Source organism: Pseudoxanthomonas kaohsiungensis, from assembly GCF_010211765.1.
Classification (GTDB): domain Bacteria; phylum Pseudomonadota; class Gammaproteobacteria; order Xanthomonadales; family Xanthomonadaceae; genus Pseudoxanthomonas; species Pseudoxanthomonas kaohsiungensis.
The window spans coordinates 55,591-81,622 of sequence record NZ_PDWO01000014.1; the positions used below are offsets into that span (position 1 = coordinate 55,591).

A 26,032-nucleotide genomic window follows, 5' to 3' on the forward strand; every position below is an offset into this window, starting at 1 on the left:
CGCTGGCGGGCGTTGCGACGACGCATCGCGGCGGATCCGGTCATCACCGGCACGCCGGGTCGTGCAATGCGGCCTCAGGCTGCTTCGAGCGCCTTGAGGCCGGCCGGATCGAGGATTTCCACCACGTAGGTGCCCGGCAGCGCGATCAGCCCGCGCGTGCGCAGCGCCGTGAGGCTGCGGCTGACCGTTTCCACGGTCAGGCCGAGGTGGTCGGCGATGTCGGCGCGCGGCATGGGCAGCGCGACCGCGGGCCCCGGGTTGCCGGCGCGCGCCTGGCGCGCGGCCAGCCTGAGCAGGAAGTCGCCCATGCGCTCGATCGGGGTCATCCGCGCCAGCGACATCATCTGCTCGCGGGCGGTGTCCAGTTCTACGCAGGCGCGCTCCAGCAGCTTGGCCTGCAGGTGCGGATAACGGGTGCCCAGGCGCTGCATCGCGTCGGCGCCGAAACGGCACAGTTCCGTCGCGGCCAGGGCCTCGATGTCGTGCTGGTGGGTGGGGGCGCCGCTGAGGCCGACGAAGTCGCCCGGCAAGGCGAAGCCGGCGACCTGGCGGCGGCCGTCGGCGGACACGCGCACCAGGCGCAGGGCGCCGCGGGTGACGGTATACACGTGGCGGCGGGTCTCGCCCTGTCGGGCGAGTACCGCCCCGGGTTCGAGCGCCTGCACGCTGGCCGCCGTCTCGAGCGCCTGGATCTCCTCGGGCGACAGCGCCGAGCACACCGCCAGGTGGCGGACCTGGCAATGCAGGCACGGCCCCAGCGGGCCGGCGTCATCCGGTGGCGGGGCCAGGCAGGGGCTGTCGAACGGGGGCCAGGACATGCGTCGCGTCGCTTGATCGGTGCGCCCATGATACCGGCGCGCGGACGCGCGCGCCGAACGGGTCCCGCCCCGGCCAAGGTAGAATTGCGGCCCCAGCGCGTGAGGAGTTTCCCGCTTGATCAGGCCCCGTACCCCGCCCGGCGTCATGGAGCTGCTGCCCCGCGAGCAGATCGCGTTCCAGCGCATGCTCGACGTGATCCGCCGCAACTACGAGCGCTTCGGCTTCCTGCCGGTGGAGACGCCGGTGTTCGAGCTCTCCGACGTGCTGCTGACCAAGTCCGGGGGCGAGACCGAGCGGCAGGTGTACTTCGTCCAGTCCACCGGCGCGCTGGCCAATGCCGCGGCCGGGGCCGAGGCCGGCAAGCCCGAGGGTGGCCTCCCCGAGCTGGCGCTGCGCTTCGACCTGACCGTGCCGCTGGCGCGCTACGTGGCCGAGCACGAGCACGAGCTGAGCTTCCCGTTCCGGCGCTACCAGATGCAGCGCGTGTACCGCGGCGAGCGAGCCCAGCGCGGCCGCTTCCGCGAGTTCTACCAGTGCGACATCGACGTGATCGGCAAGGACGCGCTGAGCATCCGTTACGACGCCGAGGTGCTGGCGGTGATCCACGCGGTGTTCGCCGAGCTGGGGATCGGCGCGTTCAAGGTGCAGTTGAACAACCGCAAGCTCATGCGCGGCTTTTTCGAGGCCCAGGGCGTCACCGATCCGCAGCAGCAGGCGCTGGTCCTGCGCGAAGTGGACAAGATCGACAAGCGTGGCGCCGACTACGTGCGCGAGACCCTCGCCGGTCCCGGTTTCGGCTTGCCGGTGGCGGCCGTGGAGCGGATCCTGGCGTTCGTCGAAGTGCGCTCGCAGTCCCACGACGACGCGCTGGCGCGGATCGAGCGGGTGCTCGCCCAAGCCGGCGACCAGGCCAGCGAGACGCTGCGCACCGGCGCCGCCGAGCTGCGCGAGGTGCTGGAACTGGTCAAGGCGTTGGGCGTGCCCGAGGCCGCCTACTGCCTGAACTTCTCCATCGCCCGCGGCCTGGACTACTACACCGGCACCGTCTACGAGACCCAGCTGGTCGACCACCCGGAGATCGGCTCGATCTGCTCCGGCGGGCGCTACGAGGACCTGGCCAGCCACTACACCAAGTCGAGGCTGCCGGGCGTCGGCATTTCCATCGGCCTCACCCGGCTGTTCTGGCAATTGCGCGAGGCCGGGCTGATCGGCGGCATCGCCGAGAGCAGCGTGCAGGCGATGGTGGCGCTGATGGAGGATTCGCAGCTGGCGGAGGCGCTGGACATCGCGCGCCACCTGCGCGCCGGCGGGATCAACACCGAAGTGCAGATGGAGGCGCGCAAGGTCGGCAAGCAGTTCCAGTACGCCTCGCGCGCGGGCATCCGCTTCGTCGTGCTGGCCGGCGCGGACGAGCTGGCGCGCGGCGTGGTCGCGGTGAAGGACCTGCTCCGCGAGCAGCAGTTCGAGGTATCCCGCGACGAACTGGCCGGCACCTTGCGGGTGGAACTGGAACAGGCCCGCGCCCTGGCCGGCCGCTGAGCCGGCCGCCCAGGCACGCAACACGGAACACGAACATGCAGACCATCCGACTCGACGGGCAGTCCCTGACCCGTGACCGCCTCGTCGCCGTCGCCGCGGGCGCGGCGGTCGAGCTCGATCCGCGCGCGCTGGACGCGGTCCGGCGCGCGGCCGACTTCCTCGCCGAACAGGTGCGCCGCCAGGAACCGATCTACGGCGTCTCCACCGGCTTCGGCAGCAATGCCGACAAGCTGCTCGGCGCCCATCCGCTGCGCGACGAGCTGCCCGGCGCTATGCCCTCGGGGCGGTCGCTGCACGAGGAGCTGCAGCGCAACCTGATCGTCACCCATGCGGTGTGCGTGGGCGAGCCGATGGCGGCCGACGTGGTGCGGGCGATGCTGTGCATCCGCATCAACACCCTGCTCAAGGGCCATTCGGGCATCCGCGTGGAAACCCTGCAGGCGCTCACCGCGATGCTCAACGCCGGCATCGTGCCGGTGGTACCGCAGCTCGGGTCGGTCGGCGCCTCCGGCGACCTGGCGCCGCTGTCGCACCTGGCGATCGTCCTGCTCGGCGGTGGCGAGGCGTTCTTCCAAGGCCGGCGCATGGCCGGCGCCGAGGCGTTGCAGCGCGCCGGCCTGGCGCCGGTCTCGCTGTCCTACAAGGAAGGCCTGGCGCTGAACAACGGCACCGCGCAGATGCTGGCGATGGGCGTGCTGGCGTTGCACCGCCTCGAGCAGATGCTCGACACCGCCGACCTGGCCGCGGCGATGACCATCGATGCGTTCGCCGGCCGGCTGGGCGCGTTCGCCGCCGAGGTGCATGCGCTGCGTCCGCACCCCGGCCAGGTGCAGGTGGCGGCGAACCTGCGCCGGCTGCTGGAAGGCTCGACCCTGGCCGACATCGCCTACCACCTCGTGCCACGCTTCCGGCAGTGGCTGCCGTCGAGCTGGTCGCCGTTCCCGCAGGCCGGCGCCGACGCGCAGGCGCTGCGCTTTGACATCGGCTGGGACTGGGTACCCGCCGACCAGCGCCATGGCCGCGAGAAGTTCTACCTGCGCTTCCTGCCGTTCCGCGGCGGCAAGAAGCACCAGCCGCAGGACAGCTATTCGCTGCGCTGCATCCCACAGGTGCACGGCGCGGTCCGCGACGCGGCCGCGCAGGCCGCGCGCGTGCTCGACATCGAGCTCAACGCGGTCACCGACAACCCGCTGGTGTTCCCGGACAAGGCCGATGCGACGCACGTGGAGGAGCAGGTCATCTCGGCCGGGCATTTCCATGGCATGCCGCTGGCGCTGGCGCTGAGCTACGTGAAGGCGGCGATCCCGACCCTGGCTTCCATCTCCGAGCGCCGGCTCAACAAGCTGGTCGACCCGGCGACCAACGACGGACTGCCGGCATTCCTGATCGGCAACGAGGACGGCACCGAGTCGGGCCACATGATCGTGCAGTACACGGCCGCGGCGATCGTCAACGACCTCGCCAGCCGCGCGCACCCGGCCTCGGTCTACTCGGTGCCGACCAGCGCCAATGCCGAGGACCACGTGTCCATGGGCGCCAACGAGGCGCGCCACGTGCTGGCGATGGTCGAGGACCTGGGCAAGGTGCTGGCGCTGGAACTGTACACCGCCGCGCAGGCGCTGGACCTGCGCCGGGACATGATCAACGCCGCACGGGCCCTGGCCCGTGGCGCCGATGCCGCGGCACTGGCGACCAAGGTGCAGGGCGGCCCCGCCGCCGGTGCGCCCGGACGCGAGGGTTTCCTCGGCGAGGTGGAGGCGCTGCGCGCCCAGCTCGCCGGCGCCGATGCGTTCCATCCCGGTACCGCGGTAGCGGCCGCCCATGCCCGGATCCGCGCCGAGGTGCCGTTCCTGGACCGCGACCGCGCGATGGACGGCGAAGTGGCGGCGATGGTGGCGCTGGTCGCCTCCGGCGCGCTGCTGCAGGCGCCGCCGGCCTAGCCGCCGGCCACGCGGACCTGGTCGCGGCCGCCGGACTTGGCCGCGTACAGGGCGTTGTCCACGACCTGGAGGGCCATGTCCGTGGCGGCGTGCTCGTCGGCGCCGGTGTCGACCGCATGCACGCCGATGCTGGCGGTCACGGTCACCAGCGGACCGCGGGTGCGGAACGGCTCCTCGCGCAGCCGCGTGCAGATGTCCTCCGCGATCTCGCGCGCGTGGTACACGTCGATGCCGGGCAGGGCGGCGATGAACTCTTCGCCGCCGTAGCGCGCCACCAGCGCGCCATGCGGCCGCAGCACGCCCTCCACCAGCCGCGCACTGCGACGCAGGCAGTCGTCGCCGACCAGGTGTCCGTGGCGGTCGTTGATCTGCTTGAAGTGGTCCAGGTCGATCATCATCAGCGACAGCGGCTGCCCCTGGGCCTTGGCGGCCTCGAGCAGCGATTCGAAGCGCTCGCGGAACCAGCCGCGGTTGTACAGGCCGGTCAACGCGTCGTGGCGGCTGGCCTCGCGCAGCCGCGAGTGCGCCGTTTCCAGCTGCTCGAGCGCGGTGCGCAGCTCGCTGGTGCGCTCGAGCACCTGCGACTCTAGCTGCAGCTTGGCCCGGCGCACGATCCGCTCGTTCTCGTTGCGCAGCGCCGCGTAGCGGTAGCTCAGCGCGATCGACAGCAGCAGCATCTCCAGCGCCGAGCCGATCTGCACGCCGTAGACGGTCAGGAACGACTTGGGCAGCAGGCCGAAGGCCAGCGCGGTGAACATGCCGGTGCCCAGCAGGAACATGCCCCAGGCCAGCAGGAACAGCAGCGCCGAGCGGTCGCCGCGGCGGAACGCCACCAGGGTCACGGTCAGGATCCAGGCGATGCTCAGGAAAACCGAAGCGGCCGCCAGCGGCGTGGCGATCCGGTACGGCAGCCAGAACGAGGCGATGCCCAGGGCCATGTAGAACGCGATCACCGCGATCGATATCCAGTTGCCCGCCGGCCACACGGTGCGCAGGCGCAGGAACACCCGGGCGAACTGCTGCATGCCGATCTGCGCCAGGCAGATCGACAGCGGCACCGACAGGTCGGCCAGCCATGGCGAGTCCGGCCACAGGTACTCGAAGCCCAGGCCGTTGAGCGTCATCAGCACCAGGCCGAACGCACTGAGGTGGAACAGGTACCAGAAGTAGCTGGCGTCGCGCAGCGCCAGCCAGAGCACGAGGTTGTAGACGAACAGGGCGATCAGGATCCCGTAGTACAGCCCGATGCCGAACTGCGCATCGCGCGAGATCTCGATGAAGGCGGTGGGCGTGTGCAAGGTCAGCGGCACCTGCATGGAGCTCTGGCTCTGCACCCGCAGCAGTACGTCCACGCGTTCGCCGACCGGCAGCTCGAGCATGAAGTTCGGATAGCGGTAGCTGACGCTGCGGGCGCCGAAGGGCAGGTGGTCGCCGCCGCTGCGGTGCACGATGCGCCCGTCCGCGTAGCGCAGATACAGGTCGAGGCGGTCGCTCAGCGGGTATTCCTGGACCAGCAGCCAGTGCGGCTGGGTGCCGGCGCGGTTCACCACCGGCACGTGGAACCAGTAGGCGCCCTGCTGGAAGCCGAATGCCGCGCCGGCGTCGGGCAGCGGCTCGAAGCCGGCGGCATCCAGTTGCCGCCACGCCTGCGCGGCCGTCATCCGTCCGTCTCCGTCATGCAGGTAGCGGGTGTGCGTGCCGAGCGGCCGCTGTCCCTGTTCCGCTTCCAGGCGCAAGGGCTCGGGTGCCGGTGGCGCGGCCATAGCCGGCAGGGCGGCGGCCAGCAGCAGCCAGGCGAGCAGGACGGCGATCCCGCGCCGGGCCCGACTCTTGGCGTGTTTCCGCTGCTCCATGCGCTCCCCGGAAAGGCCTGTGCCCCATCGCCCTGGGCGACCGGCGCAGTGTAGCGGCCACGATGCTTGACCAGTGGCCCGTTCGTCATCTAATGTATTAGCACGTTAATACATTAGGCAAACCAGCCATGAAGCGGCGGACCCGGGACACTGCAGACGACAGCGAGGCCAGGCTCGAAGCCCTGGCCGTGGCGCTGGCCGGATTGCGCGGGCCGGAGGCGTTCCAGGCCTTCCTCACCGACCTGTGCACGCCGGCCGAGCTGGAGGCCATGACCGACCGCTGGCGGGTCGTGCCGCTGCTGCAGCAGGGCATGCCGTACCGCGAAATCCACGACCTGACCCAGGTCAGCGTCACTACCATCGGCCGGGTCGCACGCACCCTGGAGCGGGGCGCCGGCGGCTATGCGCTGGCACTGCCGGCCAACGCGAGCGCGACCGTCCGCAAGGAATCCCCATGAATCCCCCCCTCGGCACCGCCTCGCGCGACCGCCTGCGCATCGCGATCCAGAAGAGCGGCCGCCTGGCCGAACCGGCGCGCAGCCTGCTGGCGGCCTGCGGCCTTAGCTGGCGCGAAAGCCGCGACAAGCTGTTCTGCTATGGCGAATCGCTGCCGGTGGACCTGCTGCTGGTCCGCGACGACGACATCCCCGGCCTGATCGCCGACGGCGTCTGCGACCTGGGCGTGGTCGGTCGCAACGAACTGGACGAGCAGGCTGGCGAACGCGAGCGCAACGGGCTGGCGCCGGCCTATCGCGCGCTGCGCGGGCTGGGCTTCGGCCAGTGCCGGCTCATGCTCGCCGTTCCCGAGGACTGGGACTGGCAGGGCCCGCAACAGCTGCAGGGCCTGCGCATCGCCACCAGCTACCCGGCGATCCTGCGCCAGTGGCTGGAAGGACAGGGCATCGATGCCCAGGTGGTGGAGCTGTCCGGCTCGGTCGAGATCGCACCACGCCTGGGCACCGCCGACCTGATCTGCGACCTGGTATCCAGCGGTGCGACGCTGGCCGCCAACCACCTCAAGCCGGTGGAAACCCTGCTCGACAGCGAAGCGGTGCTGGCCGGTCCGGCCGGCGGCTTCGACGACGCGCGCGCCGGGCTGGCGCAGATGCTGCTGCGCCGGGTCGACGGCGTGCTGCAGATGAAGGACCGCAAGCTGCTGATGTTCAGCGCCGAGCGCGAATCGGTGCCGGCCCTGGCCCGCCTGCTGCATGACGCCGGGCCGCTGGTGGAGCTGCCGGGCGCCAACGGCGCCCTGTCGCTGCAGGCGATGTGCGACGGTGCCGTCAGCTGGCAGCGGCTGGAAGAGCTCGAGCGTGCCGGTGCACGCGGGCTGATGGTGCTCGCGGTCGAGAGGTCGCTGGCATGAGCGCGCGCGCCGCCGATGAAACCCTGCCCTGGAGCCGGCTGGAATGGTCGGCGCTCGATGAAACCGCTCGCGCCCGTGCATTGACCCGTCCGGTGCAGGTCGTGGCCGCGGCCACGCGCGAGGCGGTCGCCGCGGTGCTCGCCGACGTGCGCGGGCGTGGCGACCAGGCGCTGCGCGAGCTGACCCTGCGTTTCGACCGGGTCGAACTGGATGCCTTCGAAGTGGCGCCGGCCGAGTTCTCCGCGGCCGAGGCAGCGGTCGCGCCCGCGCTGCGCCAGGCCATGGTCGAGGCGGCGCAGCGGATCGAGGCGTTCCACCGCGCCGGCATGTCCGCCGGCTATGCGGTGGAGACCGCGCCGGGCGTGGTCTGCGAACGGATGATCCGCCCCGTGCCGCGGGTCGGTCTTTACGTGCCTGCCGGCAGCGCTCCCTTGCCGTCGACGGCATTGATGCTGTGCATACCGGCCACGCTGGCCGGCTGCCCGCAGGTCGTGCTGTGCACGCCGCCACGTAGCGACGGCACGGCCGACCCGGCGGTGCTGGTCGCGGCCCGGCTGGCGGGCGTGCACCGGGTGTTCAAGCTCGGCGGCGCGCAGGCGATCGCGGCGATGGCCTTCGGCAGCGAAAGCGTGCCCGGGGTCGACAAGATCTTCGGGCCGGGCAACAGCTACGTGGACGAGGCCAAGCGCCAGGTGGCCCAGTCCGGTGCCGCGGCGATCGACATGCCCGCCGGTCCCTCGGAGGTGCTGGTGATCGCCGACGCCGGGGCCGATGCCGCCTTCGTCGCCGCCGACCTGCTCTCGCAGGCCGAACACGGGCCGGACTCGCAGGTCCTGCTGCTGTCCGACAGCGCCGCGCTGGTCGACCGGGTCGAGCAGCAGCTGCACGCGCAGCTGGCCGCGTTGCCGCGCGCGGACATCGCGCGCCGCGCGCTGTCGGCCTCGCGCCTGGTTCGCGTGGATTCGCTGGCCGACGCGTTCGCGATCAGCAATGCCTATGCGCCCGAACACCTGATCCTGGCGCTGCGCGAACCGCGTGCCTGGCTCGACCGGGTCGAGGCCGCCGGTTCGGTCTTCCTCGGCGACTGGACGCCCGAGGCGCTGGGCGACTATTGCAGCGGCACCAACCACGTCCTGCCGACCAGCGGCGCGGCGCGGGCGTGGAGCGGGGTCAGCGTGGCCAGCTTCCAGAACAGCGTCAGCGTGCAGGCGGCCAGCCGCGAGGGGATCCTCGCCATCGGCGGTTGCGCGGTAACGATGGCGCGGGCGGAGGGGCTGGACGCGCATGCCAACGCGGTCGCGTTGCGGCTGGAGGCGGCGGACGCATGAGCAGCCCCATGGATCCGGGCAGCTTGCTCGGCCTCGTCCGCGAGGACCTGCGCGGCTTCGGCGGTTATGCGTCGGCACGCACGACCGACCTGCGCGGCGAGGTCTGGCTCAACGCCAACGAAAGCCCGTGGCCCAACCCGGCCGACGCCACCGGCAGCAGCCGCCGCTATCCGGAGCCGCAGCCGCCGGCATTGCGCCAGGCGCTGGCCCGCCTGTATGGCTGCGATCCCGCGCAGGTACTGGTCGGGCGCGGCAGCGACGAGGCGATCGACCTGCTGGTGCGCGCCCTGTGCGCACCCGGTCGCGACGCGATCGTGGTGACGCCGCCGGTGTTCGGCATGTACGCGGTCAGTGGGCGGCTGCAGGGTGCGCCGTTGCTGGAAGTGCCGCTGGTCGACGGGCCGGACGGATTCGCGGTCGACCTGGATGCCGTGGCCACCGCGGCCGGGCACGGTGGGGCCAAGCTGGTGTTCCTGTGCTCGCCCTCCAACCCGACCGGCGGCAGCGTGCCGCTGGAAGGGATCGCCGCGCTCGCGGCACGGCTGGCCGGGCAGGCGCTGGTGGTGGTCGACGAGGCCTACGGGGAGTTCTCGGACCAGCCGTCGGCCACCGGACTGATGGCGGCGAACGCGAACATCGCGGTGCTGCGCACCCTGTCCAAGGCCCACGCGCTGGCGGCCGCGCGGATCGGCGTGCTGATCGCCGATCCGGTGCTGGTCCGCGTGCTGCGCGCATGCCAGGCGCCGTATCCGGTGCCCACGCCGTGCGCGGAACTGGCGCTCGAAGGGCTGGCCGGCGAGGCGTTGGCGCGCACCGCGGCGCGCGTGGCCGAGGTGCGGCGCGAGCGCGTGCGCCTGCAGGATGGACTGGCGGCGCTGCCCGGCGTCCTGCGGGTCTATCCCTCCGACGGCAACTACCTGCTGGTGCGCTTCGCCGATGCGGACGCGGCCTTCGCCCGGCTGCTGGCCGCCGGCGTGGTGGTGCGCGACCAGCGTGCCGCGCCGCGGCTGTCCGATGCGCTGCGCATCAGCATCGGCACCCCCGAACAGAACGACCGCGTGCTCGCCGCGCTGGATGCCAAGGAAGCCGTCGCATGAGCACGCGTGGGATCAATGGCCCGGTCCTGTTCCTCGACCGCGACGGCACCCTGATCGAGGAGCCGGCGGATTTCCAGATCGATGCCTACGAGAAGCTGCGGTTCGTGCGCGGCGTGATCCCGGCACTGCTGAAGCTGCGCGACGCCGGCTGGCAGTTCGTGATGGTCACCAACCAGGATGGCCTGGGCACCGACAGCTACCCGCAGGCCAGCTTCGACGGCCCGCATGCACTGATGATGCAGGTGTTCGAAAGCCAGGGCATCGTCTTCCACGACGTGCTGATCGACCGCAGCTTCCCGCACGAGAACAGCCCGACCCGCAAGCCGGCCATCGGCCTGGCGCTGCCCTACATCCAGGACCGCGGCATCGACTGGAAGCGCTCGGCGATGGTGGGCGACCGGCCGACCGACAACCAGTTCGCCGCCAACCTGGGGATCCGCGCCTTCCAGCTGAAGACCCCCCAGTTCGGCGGGGAGTGGGACTGGGCCGGAATCGCGCACGAGCTGGCCGACGCCCCGCGCCGCGCGCTCGTGCAGCGAAGCACCCGGGAGACCCGGATCCGGGTGGAGGTCGACCTGGACCGGGCCGCCGATCCGCAGGTCCACACCGGCCTGCCGTTCTACGACCACATGCTCGAGCAGATCGGCAAGCACGGCGGCTTCGAGCTCAAGATCCACGCCGAAGGCGACCTGCACATCGACGAGCACCACACCATCGAGGACACCGCCCTGGCCCTGGGCCAGGCCCTGCGCGAGGCGCTGGGCGACAAGCGCGGGATCGGCCGCTACGGGTTCACCCTGCCGATGGACGAGACCCGGGCGAGCGCGGCGCTGGATTTCAGCGGCCGGCCGTACCTGGTCTACGAGGCGCAGTTCAGGCGCGAGCGCGTGGGCGACATGCCGACCGAACTGGTGCCGCACTTCTTCCGGTCGCTGTGCGATGCCTCCGGAATGAACCTGCACCTCAGCGTCGACGGCGACAACGACCACCACAAGATCGAGGCCAGCTTCAAGGCGCTGGCGCGCGCGCTGCGCCAGGCGATACGCCGCGAAGGCGATGCGCTGCCTTCGACCAAGGGGGTGCTGTGAGCGCGGTTCCCACGGGTAAGGTGGCGGTAGTCGATGCCGGCGGCGCCAACCTCGGTTCGGTCTGCTACGCGCTCGAGCGCCTCGGCGTGCGCCCGCGGGTGGTCGACGATGCGGCCGGGCTGGCCGGCGCCGACCGCGTGATCCTGCCCGGCGTGGGCGCCGCCCCGGAGGCGATGCGACGGCTGCGCGCGCAGGGGCTGGTCGAGCCGTTGCGGCAGCTCAAGACGCCGCTGCTGGGCATCTGCCTGGGCATGCAGTTGCTGTACGAAAGATCGGCCGAAGGCGAAGTCGAATGCCTGGGCCTGCTGCCGGGCGTGGTCCGGCACCTGACCCCGGCGCTGGGCATTCGCGTGCCGCACATGGGCTGGAACCAGCTGCGCCCGCTGCGCCGTTCGCCGTTGCTGGACGGCGTCGGCGAGGGCGACAGCGCCTACTTCGTGCACAGCTATGCCGCGCCGGTGACCGCCGACACGGTGGCCGCCTGCGACCATGGCGGGCTCTTCACCGCGGTGGTGCAGCGGGGCCGGCACTGCGGCGCGCAGTTCCACCCGGAGCGTTCGGCCGGCACCGGTGCGCGGATCCTGCGCAATTTCCTGGAGATGGATTTCTGATGGGTTCGTTCACGCTCTATCCTGCGCTGGACCTGCGCGGTGGCCGCGTGGTGCGGCTGGCGCAAGGCGACTACGCCCGCGAGACGCAATACGGAGACGACCCCCTGCCGCGCGCCGCGGCGTTCGCCGCCGCCGGTGCGCGCTGGATGCACCTGGTCGACCTGGATGCGGCCAGGGCCGGCGGCTACACGCTGGCGCCGCTGCTGGCCGACATCGCCCGCGACACCGGGCTGCAGGTGCAGACGGGCGGAGGCGTCCGCTCGCGCGAGGACGTCTTGCGGATCCTGGAGGCGGGCGCTTCGCGCGTGGTGGTCGGATCGCTGGCGGTGCGCGAGCCGGAAGCGGTGGCCGCGTGGCTGGCCGAGTTCGGAGGCGAGCGCATCACCGTTGCGCTGGACACCCGGCAGGATGCCGACGGTACCTGGAAGCTGCCGGTGCACGGCTGGACCGAAGATGCCGGCGGCACCCTCGATGCACTGCTGCCGGTCTACGTGCGCGCGGGACTGCGCCACCTGCTGTGCACCGACATCGACCGCGACGGCATGCTCTCCGGGCCGAACCTGGACCTCTACCGGCACCTGCGCGCGCTGGCCCCGGGCGTGGCGGTGCAGGCGTCCGGCGGCGTGCGCGATGTCGACGACGTGCGCAACGCGCGACTGGCCGGCTGTTCGGGGGCGGTGCTCGGCCGTGCGCTGCTCGAAGGCCGGCTCTCGCTGGCCGACGCACTGGATGAGCAGGTGCTGCCGTGCTGAGCCGCCGCATCATTCCCTGCCTGGACGTGCGCGACGGACGCGTGGTCAAGGGCGTGCGCTTCCGCGACCATGTCGACATGGGCGACATCGTCGAGCTGGCCTTGCGCTACCGCGACCAGGGCGCCGACGAACTGGTGTTCTACGACATCGGCGCCAGCCCGGAAGGGCGCTCGGTGGACTATGCCTGGGTCGAGCGGGTGGCCCGGTTGATTGATATTCCGTTCTGCGTGGCCGGTGGCATCCGCGACGTGGGCACCGCGCGCCGCGTGCTGCATGCCGGTGCCGACAAGATCTCGGTCAATTCGCCCGCGCTCGAGCGCCCGCTCCTGGTGTCGGAGCTGGCCGACGCGTTCGGCGTGCAGTGCGTGGTGGTGGGCATCGACTCGGTCCGCGAGCTCGATGGCCAGTGGCGCGTGCGCACCAACACCGGCGATCCGGAAAAGACCCGCGCACTGGGCGTGCGTACCCTGGACTGGATCGCCGAGGCCCAGCGCCTGGGCGCCGGCGAGATCGTGCTCAACTGCATGGACAGCGACGGCGTGCGTCGTGGCTACGACATCGCGCAGCTGCGCCAGGCGCGCGACGCGTGCCATGTGCCGCTGGTCGCCTCCGGCGGCGCGGGCGGGATGGAGCACTTCGCCGAGGTCTTCGACCAGGCCGACGTCGATGGTGCATTGGCCGCCAGCGTGTTCCATAGTGGGGCCATTCCCATCCCCGGCCTGAAGCGGTTCCTGCGCGACCGGGACATCGAGGTGCGCGATGCCTGATTTTCCCGTCACCACTGCGGCATCGAGCGCCGCCACGCGCACGGTGGCTGGCCCGACCCTGCTGCCCGAGTCCCTGGACTGGAGCAAGGGCGACGGCCTGTTGCCGGCGATCGTCCAGGATGCCGACAGCCTGCAGGTGCTGATGCTCGGCTACATGGACCGCAATGCATTGCAGGCGACGCTGACCAAGCGCCTGGTCACCTTCTACAGCCGCAGCAAGCAGCGCCTGTGGACCAAGGGCGAGACCTCCGGGCACGTGCTTGAGCTGGTCGGCGTGGGCACCGATTGCGATTCCGATGCGCTGCTGGTCCTGGCGCGTCCGCGCGGACCGACCTGCCACCTGCAGCGCGCCAGCTGCTTTCCGAACTCGCCGGCCGTGGCCCAGGCGCCGACTGCCGTCGCGACCGACATGGGTTTCCTCGGCGAACTCGACGCGCTGGTTGCCGGCCGCGCGCGTGAACGCCCGGAAGGCAGCTACACCACGCGCCTGTTCGAGGCCGGCGTGCGCCGGATCGCGCAGAAGGTCGGCGAGGAGGGCGTGGAGACCGCGCTGGCCGGGGTGTCGCAGAACGACGAGCAATTGCTCGGCGAAGCGGCCGACCTGCTTTACCACCTGACCGTGCTGCTGCACGCGCGTGGCCTGTCGCTGGCCGATGCGGTCGAGGTGCTGGCGCTGCGGCACCGGGGCTGAGCTCGGCACATCGCACGGACAAGGTATCGCGCGTGGCCGGCGGCGTGGAGGTGGCTGCCGGGCCGGGCCCGCTCCTACAATCGCAGGCTCCCTTGCCGGAAGCCGCCATGCGGACCCGCCCCCTGATCATCGCTTTGCTGGCCCTGGCACCCGTCGTGCCCGCGCGCGCGCAGGCGGCCGCCACCGGCGCGAAGGTCGCCGTATCGGGCCATGTCTACCTGGACCGCGACGGCCGGCCCGGTCGTGGCAGCGCCGATGACGGCGTGGCGGACGTGGCCGTCTCCAACGGCACGCACATCGTGCGCACCGATGCGCAGGGGCGTTTCCGCATCGATGCCGATCCAGGCGGGCATGTGTTCGTGATCAAGCCCGCGGGCCATCGCTTCGTCGCCGCTGCCGACGGATTGCCGGCGTTCTGGCGCAAGGTGCCGGAGGCGGGCATCGTGGATCTGGATTTCGGCCTGGCCGGCGGCGCGCGACCGGGCGGCGCGACCAGCGGATCCGGCGCCGACGACGTCCAGGTGCTGCTGTTCACCGACCCGCAGGTCAAGGACGAACGCGACATCGACTACTACCGGCGCGACATCGTCGCGCCGATCGTCGGCCGGCATCCGGCGGCGCTGGGCGTGAGCCTGGGCGACCTGGTCGACGACGAGGTGCAGCTGTACCCGGCACTCAACGCGGTCACCGTGCAGCTGGGCGTGCCGTGGTTCCACGTGCCCGGCAACCATGACGTCGATCCGGGCTCGACCACCGATGCCGGTTCGCTGGCCAGCTGGAGCGCGACCTATGGTCCGGATACCTACGCGGTGGAGGAGGGCGATGCGGCCTTCGTGTTCCTCGATGACGTGATCGTGCAGCGCGGGCAGGGCCAGGGCTACATCGGCGGATTGCGCGAGGACCAGTTCCAGTTCCTGGCCCGCTACCTGGCGCAACTGCCGCGCGAACGGCTGCTGGTGCTGGGCATGCATATCCCGGTGTTCGACGCCGGTGGCCGCGAGACCTTCCGCGCCGCCGACCGCGCGCGCCTGTTCGCGCTGCTCAAGGACCGGCCGCACGTGCTGCTGCTCAGCGGGCACAGCCACGTCCAGCAGCACTACTGGCATGCGGCCAGGGATGGCTGGCAGGGCGCCGCGCCGTTGCACGAATACAACGTCGGCGCCGCCTGCGGCGCGTTCTGGTCCGGCGCGCCGGATGCGCAGGGTATTCCCGATGCGACCATGGCCGATGGCACGCCGAACGGCTACGCGGTGCTGTCGGTGGGCGGGGGCGGCGGCTATTCGCTGGCCTACCATCCGGCTCGCGCGCCGGTCGACCGGCCCGCGTTCACCCAGGCCATCGCATTGCACGCGCCGCGTGCGCTGCGGCGTGGCGCGTATCCGGCGTGGGGCGTGTTCGCCAACGTGTTCATGGGCGATGCCGACACGCGCGTGGAGTACCGGGTGGACGGTGGGCCGTGGAAGCCGATGCGGCGCGTGGAGCGCACCGATCCGCGGCTGCTGGTGGAGAACGTGGCCGACGACCTGGCCACGACGCTGCGTGGCTTCGATCGCTCACCCGAGGCGGTGCCATCCACCCACCTGTGGCGCGGCGCATTGCCGACCGACCTGTCCGCAGGCGAGCACCGGGTGGAGGTGCGGGCGCTCGACCGCTGGAAGGGCGAGACGGCGGCGAGCACCACGTACTCGCTGCAGGACGCAGCGCCCTGACATGCAAAACGCCCCGGAAGGGGCGCTCCTGGCGTATCCGCGCGGCTGGCTGGCGAAAGGCTGGCTGGCAAGGGGTTGGCGTGGCGTGTCCGCGAAGGCGGGCTGGCTGCGTGGCGCGCAGTCTGGCGAGCCACGCCGGCCCTTGTTCGAACGCGAGGCGATCTCAACCCTGTCGGCGCGAGCGCGTGCTCAGCCAGGCGCCGGCCAGCAGCAATGCCAGGGCCATGGCCTGGACCGGATGCGGCTGCACGCGGCCGGACAGCACCAGCAACGCCGTGGACAGCAGCGGCGCGAGATAGGACAGGCTGCCCAGCAGGGCGATGTCGCCGCGCTTGGTTCCGGTATCCCACAGCCAGAAGGCCGCGCCGGTCGGGCCGATGCCCATCAACAGCAGCGCGCCCCACTGCAGCGGCGTGGGCACCACGGGGGTCTCGATGGCCAGGTGCGCCAACGCGCCGAGCACGGCCACGCCGACGCAGGCCACCGTGATCGCCGCGCTGGGCACCTGCGCATGGCGCCGGTTGAGCACCGAATAGGCGGCCCAGACCACCGCCGCGGTGATCGCGGCCAGGTAGCCGGGCAGGTGGCTGGCGCTGACGGCCAGGCGCTGGCCGCCGGTCACCAGCAGGATCGCCGCGGCCAGGCCCAGCCCGGTGCCGATCCACTGCAACGGGCGGATCCGCACGCCCGGCAGGAAGCCGGCGAAGACCACGATCAGCAGCGGCCACAGGTAGTTGAGCAGGTTGGCTTCCACCGCCGGCGCGCGCTTGAGCGCGACGAAGTAAAGCGCGTGGTAGCCGAACAGCGCGCCGGTGGACAGCGCCAGCGCCGACACCGGCTGGCGCAGCTCGGACCATCCCGTCTTCCCGCGCAGGCCCGCGCGCACTAGGCCCAGCGCGCCGGCGACCGCGAAGGCGATCGCCAGCACCTGGAACGGCGGCAGGCCGTCGGTGGCCACCGTCAACAGGGCCAGCGACGACCACAGCAGGATCGCCAGCAGTCCGGCCAGGGTCGCGTTGCGGGAGGCGTCCACCGCGGTTAGAGCGGCAGTTCGACTTCGAGGAAGCTGGCCACGTGGGTGTGCCCGTGCGCGGCGTCGCCGGCGCGCGGCTGCGGGTAGTCCTCGGGACGATCGACCAGCACCGTCTGCATGCCGGCCGCGCGCGCCGCGTCCAGCTCCTCGACCACGTCGGACAGGAACAGGATGTCGTGCGCCTTCACGCCGATGGCGCCGGCGATGCGCGCGTAGCTGTCGGCCTCGCGCTTGCCACCGGTCTCGGTGTCGAACCAGCCGGAGAACAGCCCGGTCAGGTCGCCGGCGTCGCTGTGGCCGAAGAACAACTTCTGTGCCGGCACCGAGCCGGAGGAGTACACGTACAGCGGCAGGCCGAGCGCATGCCAGCGCTGCAGCGTCTGCGCCGCGTCGGGATAGATTGGCGCGGTGAAGTCGGCGTTGCGGTAGCCGGCCTCCCAGACCAGGCCCTGCAGGGCCTTGAGCGCGGTGTGCTTGCGGTCCTGGTCGATCCAGCCCTGCAGCGTCTCCACGATCATCCCGTCCTGGCACAGGCCGCCGGCCTCGGTGGCCACCGCGTCCAGCCATTGCCGCACCTGCGGTTCGTGCCCGTGCTCGCGGACGAAGCCGGGCAGGGCGCGGCGCGCGTACGGGAACAGCACGTCGCGCACGAAGGAGATGGAGCTGGTGGTGCCTTCGATGTCGGTGAGGATGGCCTGGGTCATGGGTCGGCTGGCGTGAAGCGCCCCTCGGCGACGAGGGGCGTGGATGGGCGTGCCGGTGCGGGCTCAGGCCGCGCCGGGTGCGTAGCGCGGAAACTTCTGCGCGATGTCGGTGCCGGTGAAGTGGCCGACCCAGCCATCCGGTTCGGTGAAGAAGCGGATCGCCACGAAGTTCGGTTCCTCGCCCATGTCGAACCAGTGCCTGGTGCCGTCCGGCACCGCGATCAGGTCGTCCTTCACGCACTCGATCTCGTAGACCTTCCCGTCCACGTGCAGGGTGAACAGGCCCGAGCCGGCGACGAAGAAGCGGACTTCGTCTTCCTTGTGGAAGTGCTCGTCGAGGAACTTCCTGCGCATCTCGCCGCGGTTCGGGTTGTCCGGGGCGATGCTGACCACGTCCACGGTCCTGAAGCCGCGCTCGGCCACCAGCCGGTCGATGTCGGCGCGGTAGGCGTCCATCACCTGCTCGGGGGTGGCGCCCGGCGCGATCGGCTGGTTGGCCTGCCAGCGCTCGAAGGTCACGCCGATCTTCTCCAGTTCGGCGGCAATGGCCGGCCCGTCGCTGCTGGCGAACAGGGGCTGGCCCGGGTCGTTCTCGTCGAAGATGCGCAGTCGGCTCATGGAGGGTCTCGCTTGCGTTGGCGCGCGAGGCGCCGGGGGACCGCAAAGGTTACCAGCTGCGGACGACGCCTCCGCCAACGCCGGCGCAACGGCAGGCGCCTGCCGCAGGGCGGGACTCAGCCGCGCGCACCCAGCTTGCGCAGCTCCAGCTCGCTGGCGAACAGGAATTCGAACGCCTCCAGGTGCCGGCGCGCCTCGGCCATGGTCCGCCCCCAGGCGTACAGGCCATGCCCGTCGATCAGGTAGCCCCACAGCGGTTGGCGGTCCAGCAGGGCGTCGACCTGGGCGGCCAGCATCTTCATGTCCTGGGTGTTGGCGAAGACCGGCACGTCGATGGCCATCTCGTGGGTGCTGTTGCCTTCGAAAGCCTTGAGCAGCTCGTAGCCTTCCAGGCGGATATGCCCGGCGCCGGCATACAGGCGCGAAGCCACCGTCTGCACCAGCGAATGGGTATGCAGCACGCAGCCCACTTCCGGGAAGCGGCGGTACAGCTGGGTATGCAGCAGGGTCTCGGCCGACGGGCGCAGCGGCCGGCCGACGGCGCGGCCGTCGAAGTCCACGACCATGATGTCGTCCTCGACCAGCCGCCCCTTGTCGCGCCCGGACACCGTGATCGCCGCATGGGCGCCGTCCAGCCGCAGCGAGAAGTTGCTGCTGGTGGCCGGGGTCCAGCCCAGCTGGGCCAGCTCGCGCACGTTGGAGATGATCGACTCGGCGCGCTTGCGCAGGACCGCCGGGTCGTAAGGCAGGGGCTTGTTCATGGCGCGCAGTCTACCGCGCCGGCGGAGCTGGCCTGCGCGCGAACCCGCGGTAGGCGGCCCAGGCCAGCAGTGCGATCACCAGGCCGCCGACCAGGGTCTTGCCCGGCGTGGAGTAGACCAGCAGCCCGCAGGCCACCAGCGCGCCCATGCCCAGTACGCGTTCGCGCCGCGTCGCCGGGCGCTCCGGCGTGCCCAGCAGCAGGCTCAGGCCGGCGGCCGCGTAGGCCATCACCACCAGGATCACCACCATCTCGATCAGGGTTTCGAACTGGCCGGACACCGTCGGCGACATGGTCACCACCGCCAGCAGCGTCATCAGCGTGGCGATGATGAACAGCCCGGTGCCGGCCGAACCGTTGCTGCGCAGCCGGCCGAACACCGAGGGCAGGAACCCGCGCTGGGCGGCACGCGCGCCGGATTCGCCGGTCACCAGCATCCAGCCGCCCAGGGTGCCGGTGGCTTTCAGCGCGGCGGCGGCGGCGATCAGCGGTATCGCCCAGGCGCCGAACATCTTGCCGGCCACCAGCGCGAACGGGGCGCCGGACTCGGCCAGCTCGGCCACCGGCACGATGCCCATCATCAGCACCGAGGACACCAGGTAGACCACGCCGGCGATGGCGATGCCGCCCAGGGTCGCGCGGGGCACGTTGCGGTCGGGGTCGTCGACCACGCCGGCGACCATCGCCCCGGTTTCCAGGCCGACGAACGCCCAGAAGATCGGCGCCAGCGAGTGCATCACCACCGCCACGTCCGACTGGCCCGACACGTTCCATGCCGCGCGGTAGAGCGCCGGGTCGAAGTAGGCCCAGCCGGCGGTGAGGATCACCGCCACCGGCAGCAGGCCCAGCACCACGCACATCGACTGGAAGCGCGCGATCGGGCGCGGCCCGAGCAGGTTCAGCGCGAACATCAGCCAGATCAGCGCGATCTGGCCGCCCAGGCGCACGCCAGGGCTGTCGTCGATCGGCAGCAGGATCACCAGGTAGCCGAACGCGGCCACCGCGATCGCGTTGTTGCCGATCCAGGAGGACACCCAGTACATCGTGGTGGCCAGGAAGCTGGCGTCGCGACCCAGCGACGGCCGCACGTAGTCGTCGGGCGACTGCAGGTCCGGGTGGTGCCTGGCCAGCCGGGCGAAGGCGCCGCCGAGCATCATCGCCAGCACCGTGCACATCAGCCAGGCCAGCGCGGTCACGCCGCCGGACTTGGCCAGCGTCGCCGGCAACAGGAAGAAGCCCGAACCGATCATGTTGTTGGCGACGACGAAGGTCGCCAGGACCGGGCCGATCTTGCGTGCGGTGGTTGCGCTCATCTGCGCCTGCTCTGGAGTGGAGGGCCCCGGCCGGGGGATGCGGATGGTGGAAGCGACGCGGCCGGCGCTGGGCCGGCCGCATCGCAGTGGGCGGGCTCAGCCGCCGTTGCGTAGCTTGCTGTGCCGGTAGCCGTAGCCGAAATAGACCAGCATGCCCAGCACGGTCCAGCCGACGAAGATCTTCCAGTGCTCGGTGAACGGCTGCCAGAACAGGTACAGGCACGCGAGCACGCCGAGCGGGCAGAGCACGACGGCGACCGGAACGCGGAATGGCCGCGGCAGCTCGGGGCGGGTGTAGCGCAGGATCAGCACGCCGGCGCAGACCGTGGCGAAGGCCAGCAGGGTGCCCATCGACACGAGCTCGCCGAGCACGTTCAGCGGCATCAGCCCGGCCAGCGCGCAGGCCGCCACGCCGACGATGATCGTGCCCACGTAAGGGGTCTGGTACTTCGGGTGGACCTTGCCGAACAGGCCCGGCAGCAGGCCGTCCTGCGACATCGAATAGAAGATGCGCGGCTGCGCCATCAGCATCACCAGGATCACCGAGGACAGGCCGGCGATGGCGCCGACCTCGGTGGCGGTCTTGAGCCAGGACAGGGTGGGGAACGGCTCGATCGCGGTGACCACCGGCTTGGCCGTGCCCAGCAGCGAGTAGTGGGTCATGCCGGTCAGCACCGCGCACACGGCGATGTAGATGACCGTGCAGATCGCCAGCGAGCCGAGGATGCCGATCGGCATGTCGCGCTGCGGGTTCTTGGCTTCGCCGGCGGCGGTGGATACCGCGTCGAAACCGATGTAGGCGAAGAACACGATCGCCGCCGCGCGGGTCACGCCTTCGAAGCCGAACTTGCCCGGGCCCTGGTTCTCGGGGATGAAGGGGACCCAGTTGGCCGGGTCCACATACTGGATGCCGAAGCCCAGGAAGGCGGCGATGACCGCGACCTTGATCGCCACCACCACCGCGTTGACCGTGGCCGACTGGGTGATGCCGACGTAGCACAGGCCGCTGACGGCGGCGACGATCGCGATCGCCGGCAGGTTGAACATCGCCCCGGTGCGGACGAATTCGGTGCCGTTCCAGTCGATCGGCGCTTGCGCCAGTGCGGCCGGGAAGGGCAGTCCGAGGGTGCTGGTCAGGAAGCTGACCAGGTAGCTCGACCAGCCGACCGCGACCGTCGAGGAGGCGAACAGGTATTCCAGGACCAGGCACCAGCCGATGAACCAGGCGGTGAACTCGCCCAGGGTCGCGTACGAGAAGGAGTAGGCGCTGCCCGATACCGGCAGCAGTGCGGAGAACTCGGCGTAGCACAGGCCGGCCAGTGCACAGGCGATGCCGGCCAGCACGAAGCTGAGCATGATCGCCGGGCCGGCGTGGTTGGCGGCGGCCTGGCCGGTCAGGACGAAGATGCCCGCGCCGATCACCGCGCCGATGCCCAGCAGCACCAGGTGGCGCGCGGTCAGGGTGCGCTTGAGCGTGGCCTCGCCCTGCAGGCTGCCCTCGACCGGCTCGCCCGCGTCGACGTGGCCGGCCGGCGCTACCGGCTTGATGATGAATAGTCCCTTGGACATTAGGTGTGGTTTCCCCGGAAGAGCGGCCGTCCGATGCGCCTGAGTTGGATGGTTGCCGCTGTCGCCCCCGGCGGACGGCCCAAGCGCCGTACCTTGCCAAACGGCCCGAGTGATCACAAGCTGTGCCGCGGCGTAAACGGAGGACGGCGTGGCCGCCGCTTCCGGCGGGCGCCTGACTGGAAGGATCGATGCAGTACGTGGATGTTCGCAGCGCGTTGGCGCGATACGCCGGTCTGTGGCCGGACGAAGCGATGGTGGCGGAGGCTTTCCTGGCGCTGCTGTCGGACCCGCAGGACCCCTTCGTCCGTGACCGGCTGTCCGGCCATTTCACCGGCTCGGCCTGGGTGGTCAGCGCCGACGGGCGCCGGACCCTGCTCACCCACCATCGCAAGCTGGACCGCTGGCTGCAGCCGGGCGGCCATGCCGACGGCGACCGCGACCTGGCTCAGGTGGCGCTGCGCGAGGCGCAGGAGGAGACCGGCGTGCACGGCCTGCACCTGGAGGACGGCGCGATCTTCGACCTGGACCGGCACTGGATCCCGGAGCGGGGCGCGGTGCCGGGCCATTGGCATTTCGACGTGCGCTACGTCGTGCGGGCCGGTGCGGACGAGCGCTTCGTGGTCAGCGAGGAGTCGCACGACCTGGCCTGGCGCGAGATCACCGCCGTGGCCGACGACCCAGCCAGCGACGAATCGATGCGGCGGATGGCCGGCAAGTGGCTGGGGCGGGTAGGGCCAGGCCCAGCCGATTGAAGTATCGGTCGGAGCGACAGCGGGGCGAGCCCCGCTCTACGAATCACCCGGCGTGTCGTCAGCAGGCCAGGTGCCGCCAGGCGACATGTCGCCATATGCGACGGTTGCCGGAACGTCATGCCCAGTCCGGCGGCGTCATCTCTCGTAGAGCCGGGCTTGCCCGGCTGCTTCCGCAATGCCGGCCTGCCCGGCGCCGTGGCTCAATACAGAACGCGCGTGCGCAGCGTTCCCGGGATCGCCGCCAGCTCCTCGCGCAAGGCCGCGCCCTGGGCCTCGTCGGCGGCCACGTCGATCACCACGTAGCCGACCTTGGGGTCGGTGCGCAGGAACTGGCCGTCGATGTTGAGCGCGTGGCGGCTGAAGATCTCGTTGATCTTCGACAGCACGCCCGGCACGTTGCGGTGGATGTGCAGCAGGCGCAGGCTGTCCTCGTGCTCGGGCAGGGTCACTTCCGGGAAGTTCACCGCCGACAGGGTGCTGCCGTTGTCGCTGTAGCGCACCAGCTTGGCCGCCACTTCCACGCCGATGTTGTCCTGCGCCTCCAGCGTGCTGCCACCCACGTGCGGGGTCAGGATCACGTTGTCGAAGCGGGTCAGCGGCGAGACGAACGCCTCCGCATTGCCCTTGGGTTCGACCGGGAACACGTCCACCGCCGCGCCGCCGACATGCCCCGATTCCAGCGCCGCGGCCAGCGCGTCGATGTCGACCACGGTGCCGCGCGAGGCGTTGATCAGGTGCGCGCCGCGCTTCATCGCCGAGATCTGCGCGGCGCCGAACATGTTCTTCGTCGATGGCGTCTCCGGCACGTGCAGGGTGACCACGTCCGAGCGCGCCAGCAGGTCGTCCAGGCTGCCGGCCGAGCGCGCGTTGCCCAGCGACAGCTTGGTCTCGATGTCGTGGAACACTACCTGCATGCCCAGCGCCTCGGCCAGCACGCCGACCTGGGTGCCGATGTGGCCGTAGCCGACGATACCCAGGGTCTTGCCGCGCACCTCGTGGCTGCCGGCCGCCGACTTGGACCAGCCGCCGCGGTGGCATTCGGCGTTCTTCTGCGGAATGCCGCGCATCAGCAGCACCGCCTGCGCGACCACCAGTTCGGCCACCGAACGGGTATTGGAGTAGGGCGCGTTGAACACCGGGATGCCGGCCAGCTCGGCCGCGTCGAGGTCGACCTGGTTGGTGCCGATGCAGAAGCAGCCCACCGCGATCAGGCGCTTGGCCTCGGCCAGCACCTCGGCGGTCAGGTGGCTGCGCGAACGGATGCCGACGATGTGCGCCTCGGCGATGCGGGCCTTGAGCTCGTCCTCGGGCAGCGACTTTTCGTGGAACTCGATCTGGCTGTAGCCGGCCGCCCTGAAGGTCTCCACCGCCGTCTGGCTGACGCCCTCCAGCAGCAATACGCGGATGTCCTGCTTCGGGTACGAGGTCTTCTTGGGCGACATTCGCGTCGGCTTCCTGCAATCGTGGCGGGAGCCGCGAACTATGCCAGATGCGGTGCGGTTTTTCCGCACTGCGGCATGGTGTTTTCGCCCGCCTCGCGGAACACCGTGTGCGGCGCTGCGGACCAATAAGCACGCGAAAAGTTACCCGCGAAACGCTCCGCCTTGATGGCTGCAGACCGATGGCAGCCGAAGGCACGGACCCGGACGTTTCCCGAAGGCCGTCGTTGCCTAGGGGCATGGCCCAAGTGGCACAAGGATGTGCCACGGCCCTTCGTAAAGACAGGACGTCGTCCCGAAGGGTGGGCAATGCCCCTGGGCAGCGACGGACTCGATCCGAAGCCGGGTGCGCGCGGCTACGTTCATAGCCGAAATTCCCTTATCAAGCTGGACGCAAAGCCCGGCCGCTGGCACGCTTCAGAGCTCCCTCCGCGATGCATCGCAGCCACCCCCCCATGACCGATCCCCGCCTGGCCGACCTCCAGCAATCGCTGCCCGACCTGCGCCTGAAGACCGACGCCGCCGACCTGGAACATTACGGCCGCGACTGGACCCGGCGCTGGACCCCGGCGCCGCTGGCGATCGCGCTGCCGGCCACGGTCGACGAAGTGCAGGCGGTGGTGCGCTGGGCCAACCGCCACGGCGTGGCGGTGGTGCCGTCCGGTGGTCGCACCGGCCTGTCCGGCGGCGCGGTGGCGGCCAACGGCGAGCTGGTGCTGAGCCTGGAGCGCATGAACAAGGTGCTCGACTTCGATGCCGTCGACCGCACCCTGACCGTCCAGGCGGGCATGGCGCTGGAGGCCGTGCAGAACGCCGCCCGCGAGCACGGCCTGGTCTATCCGGTGGATTTCGGCGCCCGCGGCTCGTGCTCGATCGGCGGCAACATCGCCACCAACGCCGGCGGCATCCGCGTGATCCGCTACGGCAACACCCGCGAATGGATCGCCGGGCTGACCGTGGTCACCGGCGCCGGCGAGGTGCTCGAGCTCAACCGCGCGCTGGTCAAGAACTCCAGCGGCTACGACCTGCGCCAGTTGTTGATCGGCTCGGAAGGCACCCTCGGCATCGTCGTGGAGGCGATCCTGCGCCTGGCCGACCCGCCGCCGCCGACCAACGTGATGCTGCTGGCGCTGCCCTCGTTCGAGGTGCTGATGCAGGTGTTCGCCGAGTTCCGCGGCCGCCTGCGGCTGGAGGCGTTCGAGTTCTTCACCGACCTCGCGTTGCGCCACGTGCTGGCGCACGGCGCGCAGAAGCCGCTCGAGGACGAGTACCCGTACTACGTGGTCACCGAGTTCGCCAGCGACGACGAAGCCACCGAGGCCGCGGCGATGGCCGCGTTCGAGCACTGCATGGAGCAGGGCTGGGTCGCCGACGGCGTGATCAGCCAGAGCGATGCACAGGCGCAGCAGATCTGGCGCCTGCGCGAAGGCATCACCGAGGCGGTGGCCCGCTACAAGCCGTACAAGAACGACATCTCGGTGCGGATCTCGGCGATGCCCGCGTTCCTGGCCCAGACCCAGGCCCTGCTGGGGGAGGCCTACCCGCATTTCGAGGTCGTCTGGTTCGGCCACATCGGCGACGGCAACCTGCACATCAACGTGCTCAAGCCCGACGGTACGTCCGACGCCGAGTTCGTCACCCAGTGCGAGCAGGTCACCAAGCTGCTGGCGCAGGCGCTGCTGGCGCACGGTGGCAGCATCTCGGCCGAGCACGGCATCGGCCTGGTCAAGAAGCCGTACCTGTCCAGCACGCGCAGCGCGGCCGAGATCGAGCTGATGCGCGGCATCCGGCGGGTATTCGACCCCAACGGGATCCTGAACCCGGGCAAGCTGTTCGACGCCTGATCGGTGATCCAGTACCGCCGGAACCGGCGTCCGCCGGGTTAGTCTTCCGCCCATCGCCGCAGGTGCGGCCATCCACGACCGAATAACGATGAAATCCTTCGCCATTCCCGCTTCGCTGGTCCTGCTTTGCGTGCTCGCCCCGTCCGCCCTGGCCGGCAGTTTCGCCGGCACCTCGGCCGGCAGTTCGGCCGGTGCGTCTTCGGCCGGCAGCTCGGCCTCGTCCAACAGCACCTCCGGCGGCGACGACAAGCTGGTGCGCGAGGCGCGCGAGGATGCGGCCGGGTTCGTCGCCAGCGAAGGCCAGGTGCGCAGCGCGCGCCTCGAAGCGGCGCTGCGGGTGATGCGCGAGCGCGACGCGCAGGCGCGCCAGGCCAGCGACCTGGAACTGGCGCGGACGATCCTCGCCAGCGAGTGATCGCATGGCCACGCGGGGCGTCCGC

The 26,032-nt window shown here is 70.9% G+C and carries 24 protein-coding genes; 15 read left to right on the forward strand and 9 right to left on the reverse strand.

Features of this window, described 5'->3' with window-relative positions; translation table 11 throughout:
- Positions 1-74: 74 nt before the first annotated feature.
- Positions 75-818: a Crp/Fnr family transcriptional regulator gene (locus tag CSC66_RS13840; protein ID WP_162377996.1), complete on the reverse strand. Its 744-nt coding sequence runs from the start codon at positions 816-818 to the stop codon at positions 75-77.
- Between the two features lie 115 nt (positions 819-933).
- On the opposite strand from CSC66_RS13840, the gene hisS reads away from it, so the two are divergent.
- Both hisS and CSC66_RS13850 read left to right on the forward strand, forming a co-directional pair.
- A complete protein-coding gene (hisS, locus tag CSC66_RS13845; RefSeq protein ID WP_162377997.1) occupies positions 934-2,358 on the forward strand; it encodes a histidine--tRNA ligase in 1,425 nt (474 codons plus the stop codon).
- A 35-nt stretch (positions 2,359-2,393) separates the two neighbouring features.
- Positions 2,394-4,298 (forward strand): HAL/PAL/TAL family ammonia-lyase, encoded by a 1,905-nt coding sequence (locus CSC66_RS13850; protein ID WP_162377998.1) that lies wholly within the window; start codon positions 2,394-2,396, stop codon positions 4,296-4,298.
- Here CSC66_RS13850 and CSC66_RS13855 read toward each other — a convergent pair.
- A complete protein-coding gene (locus CSC66_RS13855) occupies positions 4,295-6,151 on the reverse strand; it encodes a sensor domain-containing diguanylate cyclase (RefSeq protein ID WP_162377999.1) in 1,857 nt (618 codons plus the stop codon). The two genes, CSC66_RS13850 and CSC66_RS13855, sit on opposite strands and share 4 nt — an antisense overlap.
- A 128-nt stretch (positions 6,152-6,279) precedes the next feature.
- On the opposite strand from CSC66_RS13855, the gene CSC66_RS13860 reads away from it, so the two are divergent.
- The 10 genes from CSC66_RS13860 (at position 6,280) to CSC66_RS13905 (ending at position 15,560) form a co-directional block, all read left to right on the forward strand.
- Entirely contained in the window at positions 6,280-6,609 is a 330-nt protein-coding gene (locus tag CSC66_RS13860; RefSeq protein WP_162378000.1) for a YerC/YecD family TrpR-related protein, read from the forward strand.
- Positions 6,606-7,517, forward strand: coding sequence for an ATP phosphoribosyltransferase (hisG, locus tag CSC66_RS13865; RefSeq protein ID WP_162378001.1), 912 nt, complete (start codon positions 6,606-6,608; stop codon positions 7,515-7,517). Before CSC66_RS13860 ends, hisG begins: the two co-directional genes overlap by 4 nt.
- Entirely contained in the window at positions 7,514-8,845 is a 1,332-nt protein-coding gene (hisD, locus tag CSC66_RS13870; RefSeq protein ID WP_162378002.1) for a histidinol dehydrogenase, read from the forward strand. The genes hisG and hisD overlap by 4 nt, the downstream gene beginning before the upstream one ends.
- A gap of 8 nt (positions 8,846-8,853) precedes the next feature.
- The gene (gene hisC, locus CSC66_RS13875; RefSeq protein WP_379655891.1) at positions 8,854-9,942 is read left to right on the forward strand and encodes a histidinol-phosphate transaminase; all 1,089 of its coding nucleotides are present in this window, start codon (positions 8,854-8,856) and stop codon (positions 9,940-9,942) included.
- Complete coding sequence (gene hisB / locus CSC66_RS13880; protein WP_162378004.1) at positions 9,939-11,030, forward strand: bifunctional histidinol-phosphatase/imidazoleglycerol-phosphate dehydratase HisB; 1,092 nt, start codon at positions 9,939-9,941, stop codon at positions 11,028-11,030. Before hisC ends, hisB begins: the two co-directional genes overlap by 4 nt.
- Before the next feature lie 20 nt (positions 11,031-11,050).
- Complete coding sequence (hisH, locus tag CSC66_RS13885) at positions 11,051-11,641, forward strand: imidazole glycerol phosphate synthase subunit HisH (protein ID WP_202935657.1); 591 nt, start codon at positions 11,051-11,053, stop codon at positions 11,639-11,641.
- Positions 11,641-12,393: a 1-(5-phosphoribosyl)-5-[(5-phosphoribosylamino)methylideneamino]imidazole-4-carboxamide isomerase gene (gene hisA / locus CSC66_RS13890; protein ID WP_162378006.1), complete on the forward strand. Its 753-nt coding sequence runs from the start codon at positions 11,641-11,643 to the stop codon at positions 12,391-12,393. Before hisH ends, hisA begins: the two co-directional genes overlap by 1 nt.
- Positions 12,387-13,160, forward strand: coding sequence for an imidazole glycerol phosphate synthase subunit HisF (gene hisF / locus CSC66_RS13895; protein WP_162378007.1), 774 nt, complete (start codon positions 12,387-12,389; stop codon positions 13,158-13,160). Before hisA ends, hisF begins: the two co-directional genes overlap by 7 nt.
- The gene (hisIE, locus tag CSC66_RS13900; RefSeq protein WP_162378008.1) at positions 13,153-13,851 is read left to right on the forward strand and encodes a bifunctional phosphoribosyl-AMP cyclohydrolase/phosphoribosyl-ATP diphosphatase HisIE; all 699 of its coding nucleotides are present in this window, start codon (positions 13,153-13,155) and stop codon (positions 13,849-13,851) included. The genes hisF and hisIE overlap by 8 nt, the downstream gene beginning before the upstream one ends.
- Before the next feature lie 107 nt (positions 13,852-13,958).
- Positions 13,959-15,560 (forward strand): calcineurin-like phosphoesterase C-terminal domain-containing protein, encoded by a 1,602-nt coding sequence (locus CSC66_RS13905; RefSeq protein WP_162378009.1) that lies wholly within the window; start codon positions 13,959-13,961, stop codon positions 15,558-15,560.
- 163 nt (positions 15,561-15,723) lie between these two features.
- Here the strand turns inward: CSC66_RS13905 and yddG are convergent, their stop codons facing one another.
- The 6 genes from yddG to CSC66_RS13935 all read right to left on the reverse strand — a co-directional run bounded on the left by yddG (position 15,724) and on the right by CSC66_RS13935 (position 21,557).
- Complete coding sequence (gene yddG / locus CSC66_RS13910; protein WP_162378010.1) at positions 15,724-16,593, reverse strand: aromatic amino acid exporter YddG; 870 nt, start codon at positions 16,591-16,593, stop codon at positions 15,724-15,726.
- Positions 16,594-16,598: 5 nt separating this feature from the next.
- On the reverse strand, positions 16,599-17,297 hold the full coding sequence (gene mtnC, locus CSC66_RS13915) for an acireductone synthase (protein ID WP_162378011.1): 699 nt from the start codon (positions 17,295-17,297) through the stop codon (positions 16,599-16,601).
- A gap of 63 nt (positions 17,298-17,360) precedes the next feature.
- Positions 17,361-17,915: a 1,2-dihydroxy-3-keto-5-methylthiopentene dioxygenase gene (locus CSC66_RS13920; RefSeq protein ID WP_162378012.1), complete on the reverse strand. Its 555-nt coding sequence runs from the start codon at positions 17,913-17,915 to the stop codon at positions 17,361-17,363.
- Between the two features lie 116 nt (positions 17,916-18,031).
- The gene (locus CSC66_RS13925; RefSeq protein ID WP_162378013.1) at positions 18,032-18,676 is read right to left on the reverse strand and encodes a methylthioribulose 1-phosphate dehydratase; all 645 of its coding nucleotides are present in this window, start codon (positions 18,674-18,676) and stop codon (positions 18,032-18,034) included.
- Between the two features lie 10 nt (positions 18,677-18,686).
- Positions 18,687-19,988 (reverse strand): amino acid permease, encoded by a 1,302-nt coding sequence (locus CSC66_RS13930; protein WP_162378014.1) that lies wholly within the window; start codon positions 19,986-19,988, stop codon positions 18,687-18,689.
- A gap of 96 nt (positions 19,989-20,084) precedes the next feature.
- Positions 20,085-21,557: an amino acid permease gene (locus CSC66_RS13935; RefSeq protein WP_162378015.1), complete on the reverse strand. Its 1,473-nt coding sequence runs from the start codon at positions 21,555-21,557 to the stop codon at positions 20,085-20,087.
- 188 nt (positions 21,558-21,745) lie between these two features.
- Here CSC66_RS13935 and CSC66_RS13940 point away from each other — a divergent pair, with 188 nt between their 5' ends.
- A complete protein-coding gene (locus tag CSC66_RS13940) occupies positions 21,746-22,309 on the forward strand; it encodes an NUDIX hydrolase (RefSeq protein WP_162378016.1) in 564 nt (187 codons plus the stop codon).
- 200 nt (positions 22,310-22,509) lie between these two features.
- Here the strand turns inward: CSC66_RS13940 and serA are convergent, their stop codons facing one another.
- A complete protein-coding gene (gene serA / locus CSC66_RS13945; RefSeq protein ID WP_162378017.1) occupies positions 22,510-23,751 on the reverse strand; it encodes a phosphoglycerate dehydrogenase in 1,242 nt (413 codons plus the stop codon).
- A 452-nt stretch (positions 23,752-24,203) separates the two neighbouring features.
- Here serA and CSC66_RS13950 point away from each other — a divergent pair, with 452 nt between their 5' ends.
- Positions 24,204-25,592 (forward strand): FAD-binding oxidoreductase, encoded by a 1,389-nt coding sequence (locus CSC66_RS13950; RefSeq protein ID WP_162378018.1) that lies wholly within the window; start codon positions 24,204-24,206, stop codon positions 25,590-25,592.
- Between the two features lie 103 nt (positions 25,593-25,695).
- Positions 25,696-26,007: a DUF2388 domain-containing protein gene (locus CSC66_RS13955; RefSeq protein ID WP_338016026.1), complete on the forward strand. Its 312-nt coding sequence runs from the start codon at positions 25,696-25,698 to the stop codon at positions 26,005-26,007.
- The last annotated feature ends 25 nt before the right edge of the window (positions 26,008-26,032 follow it).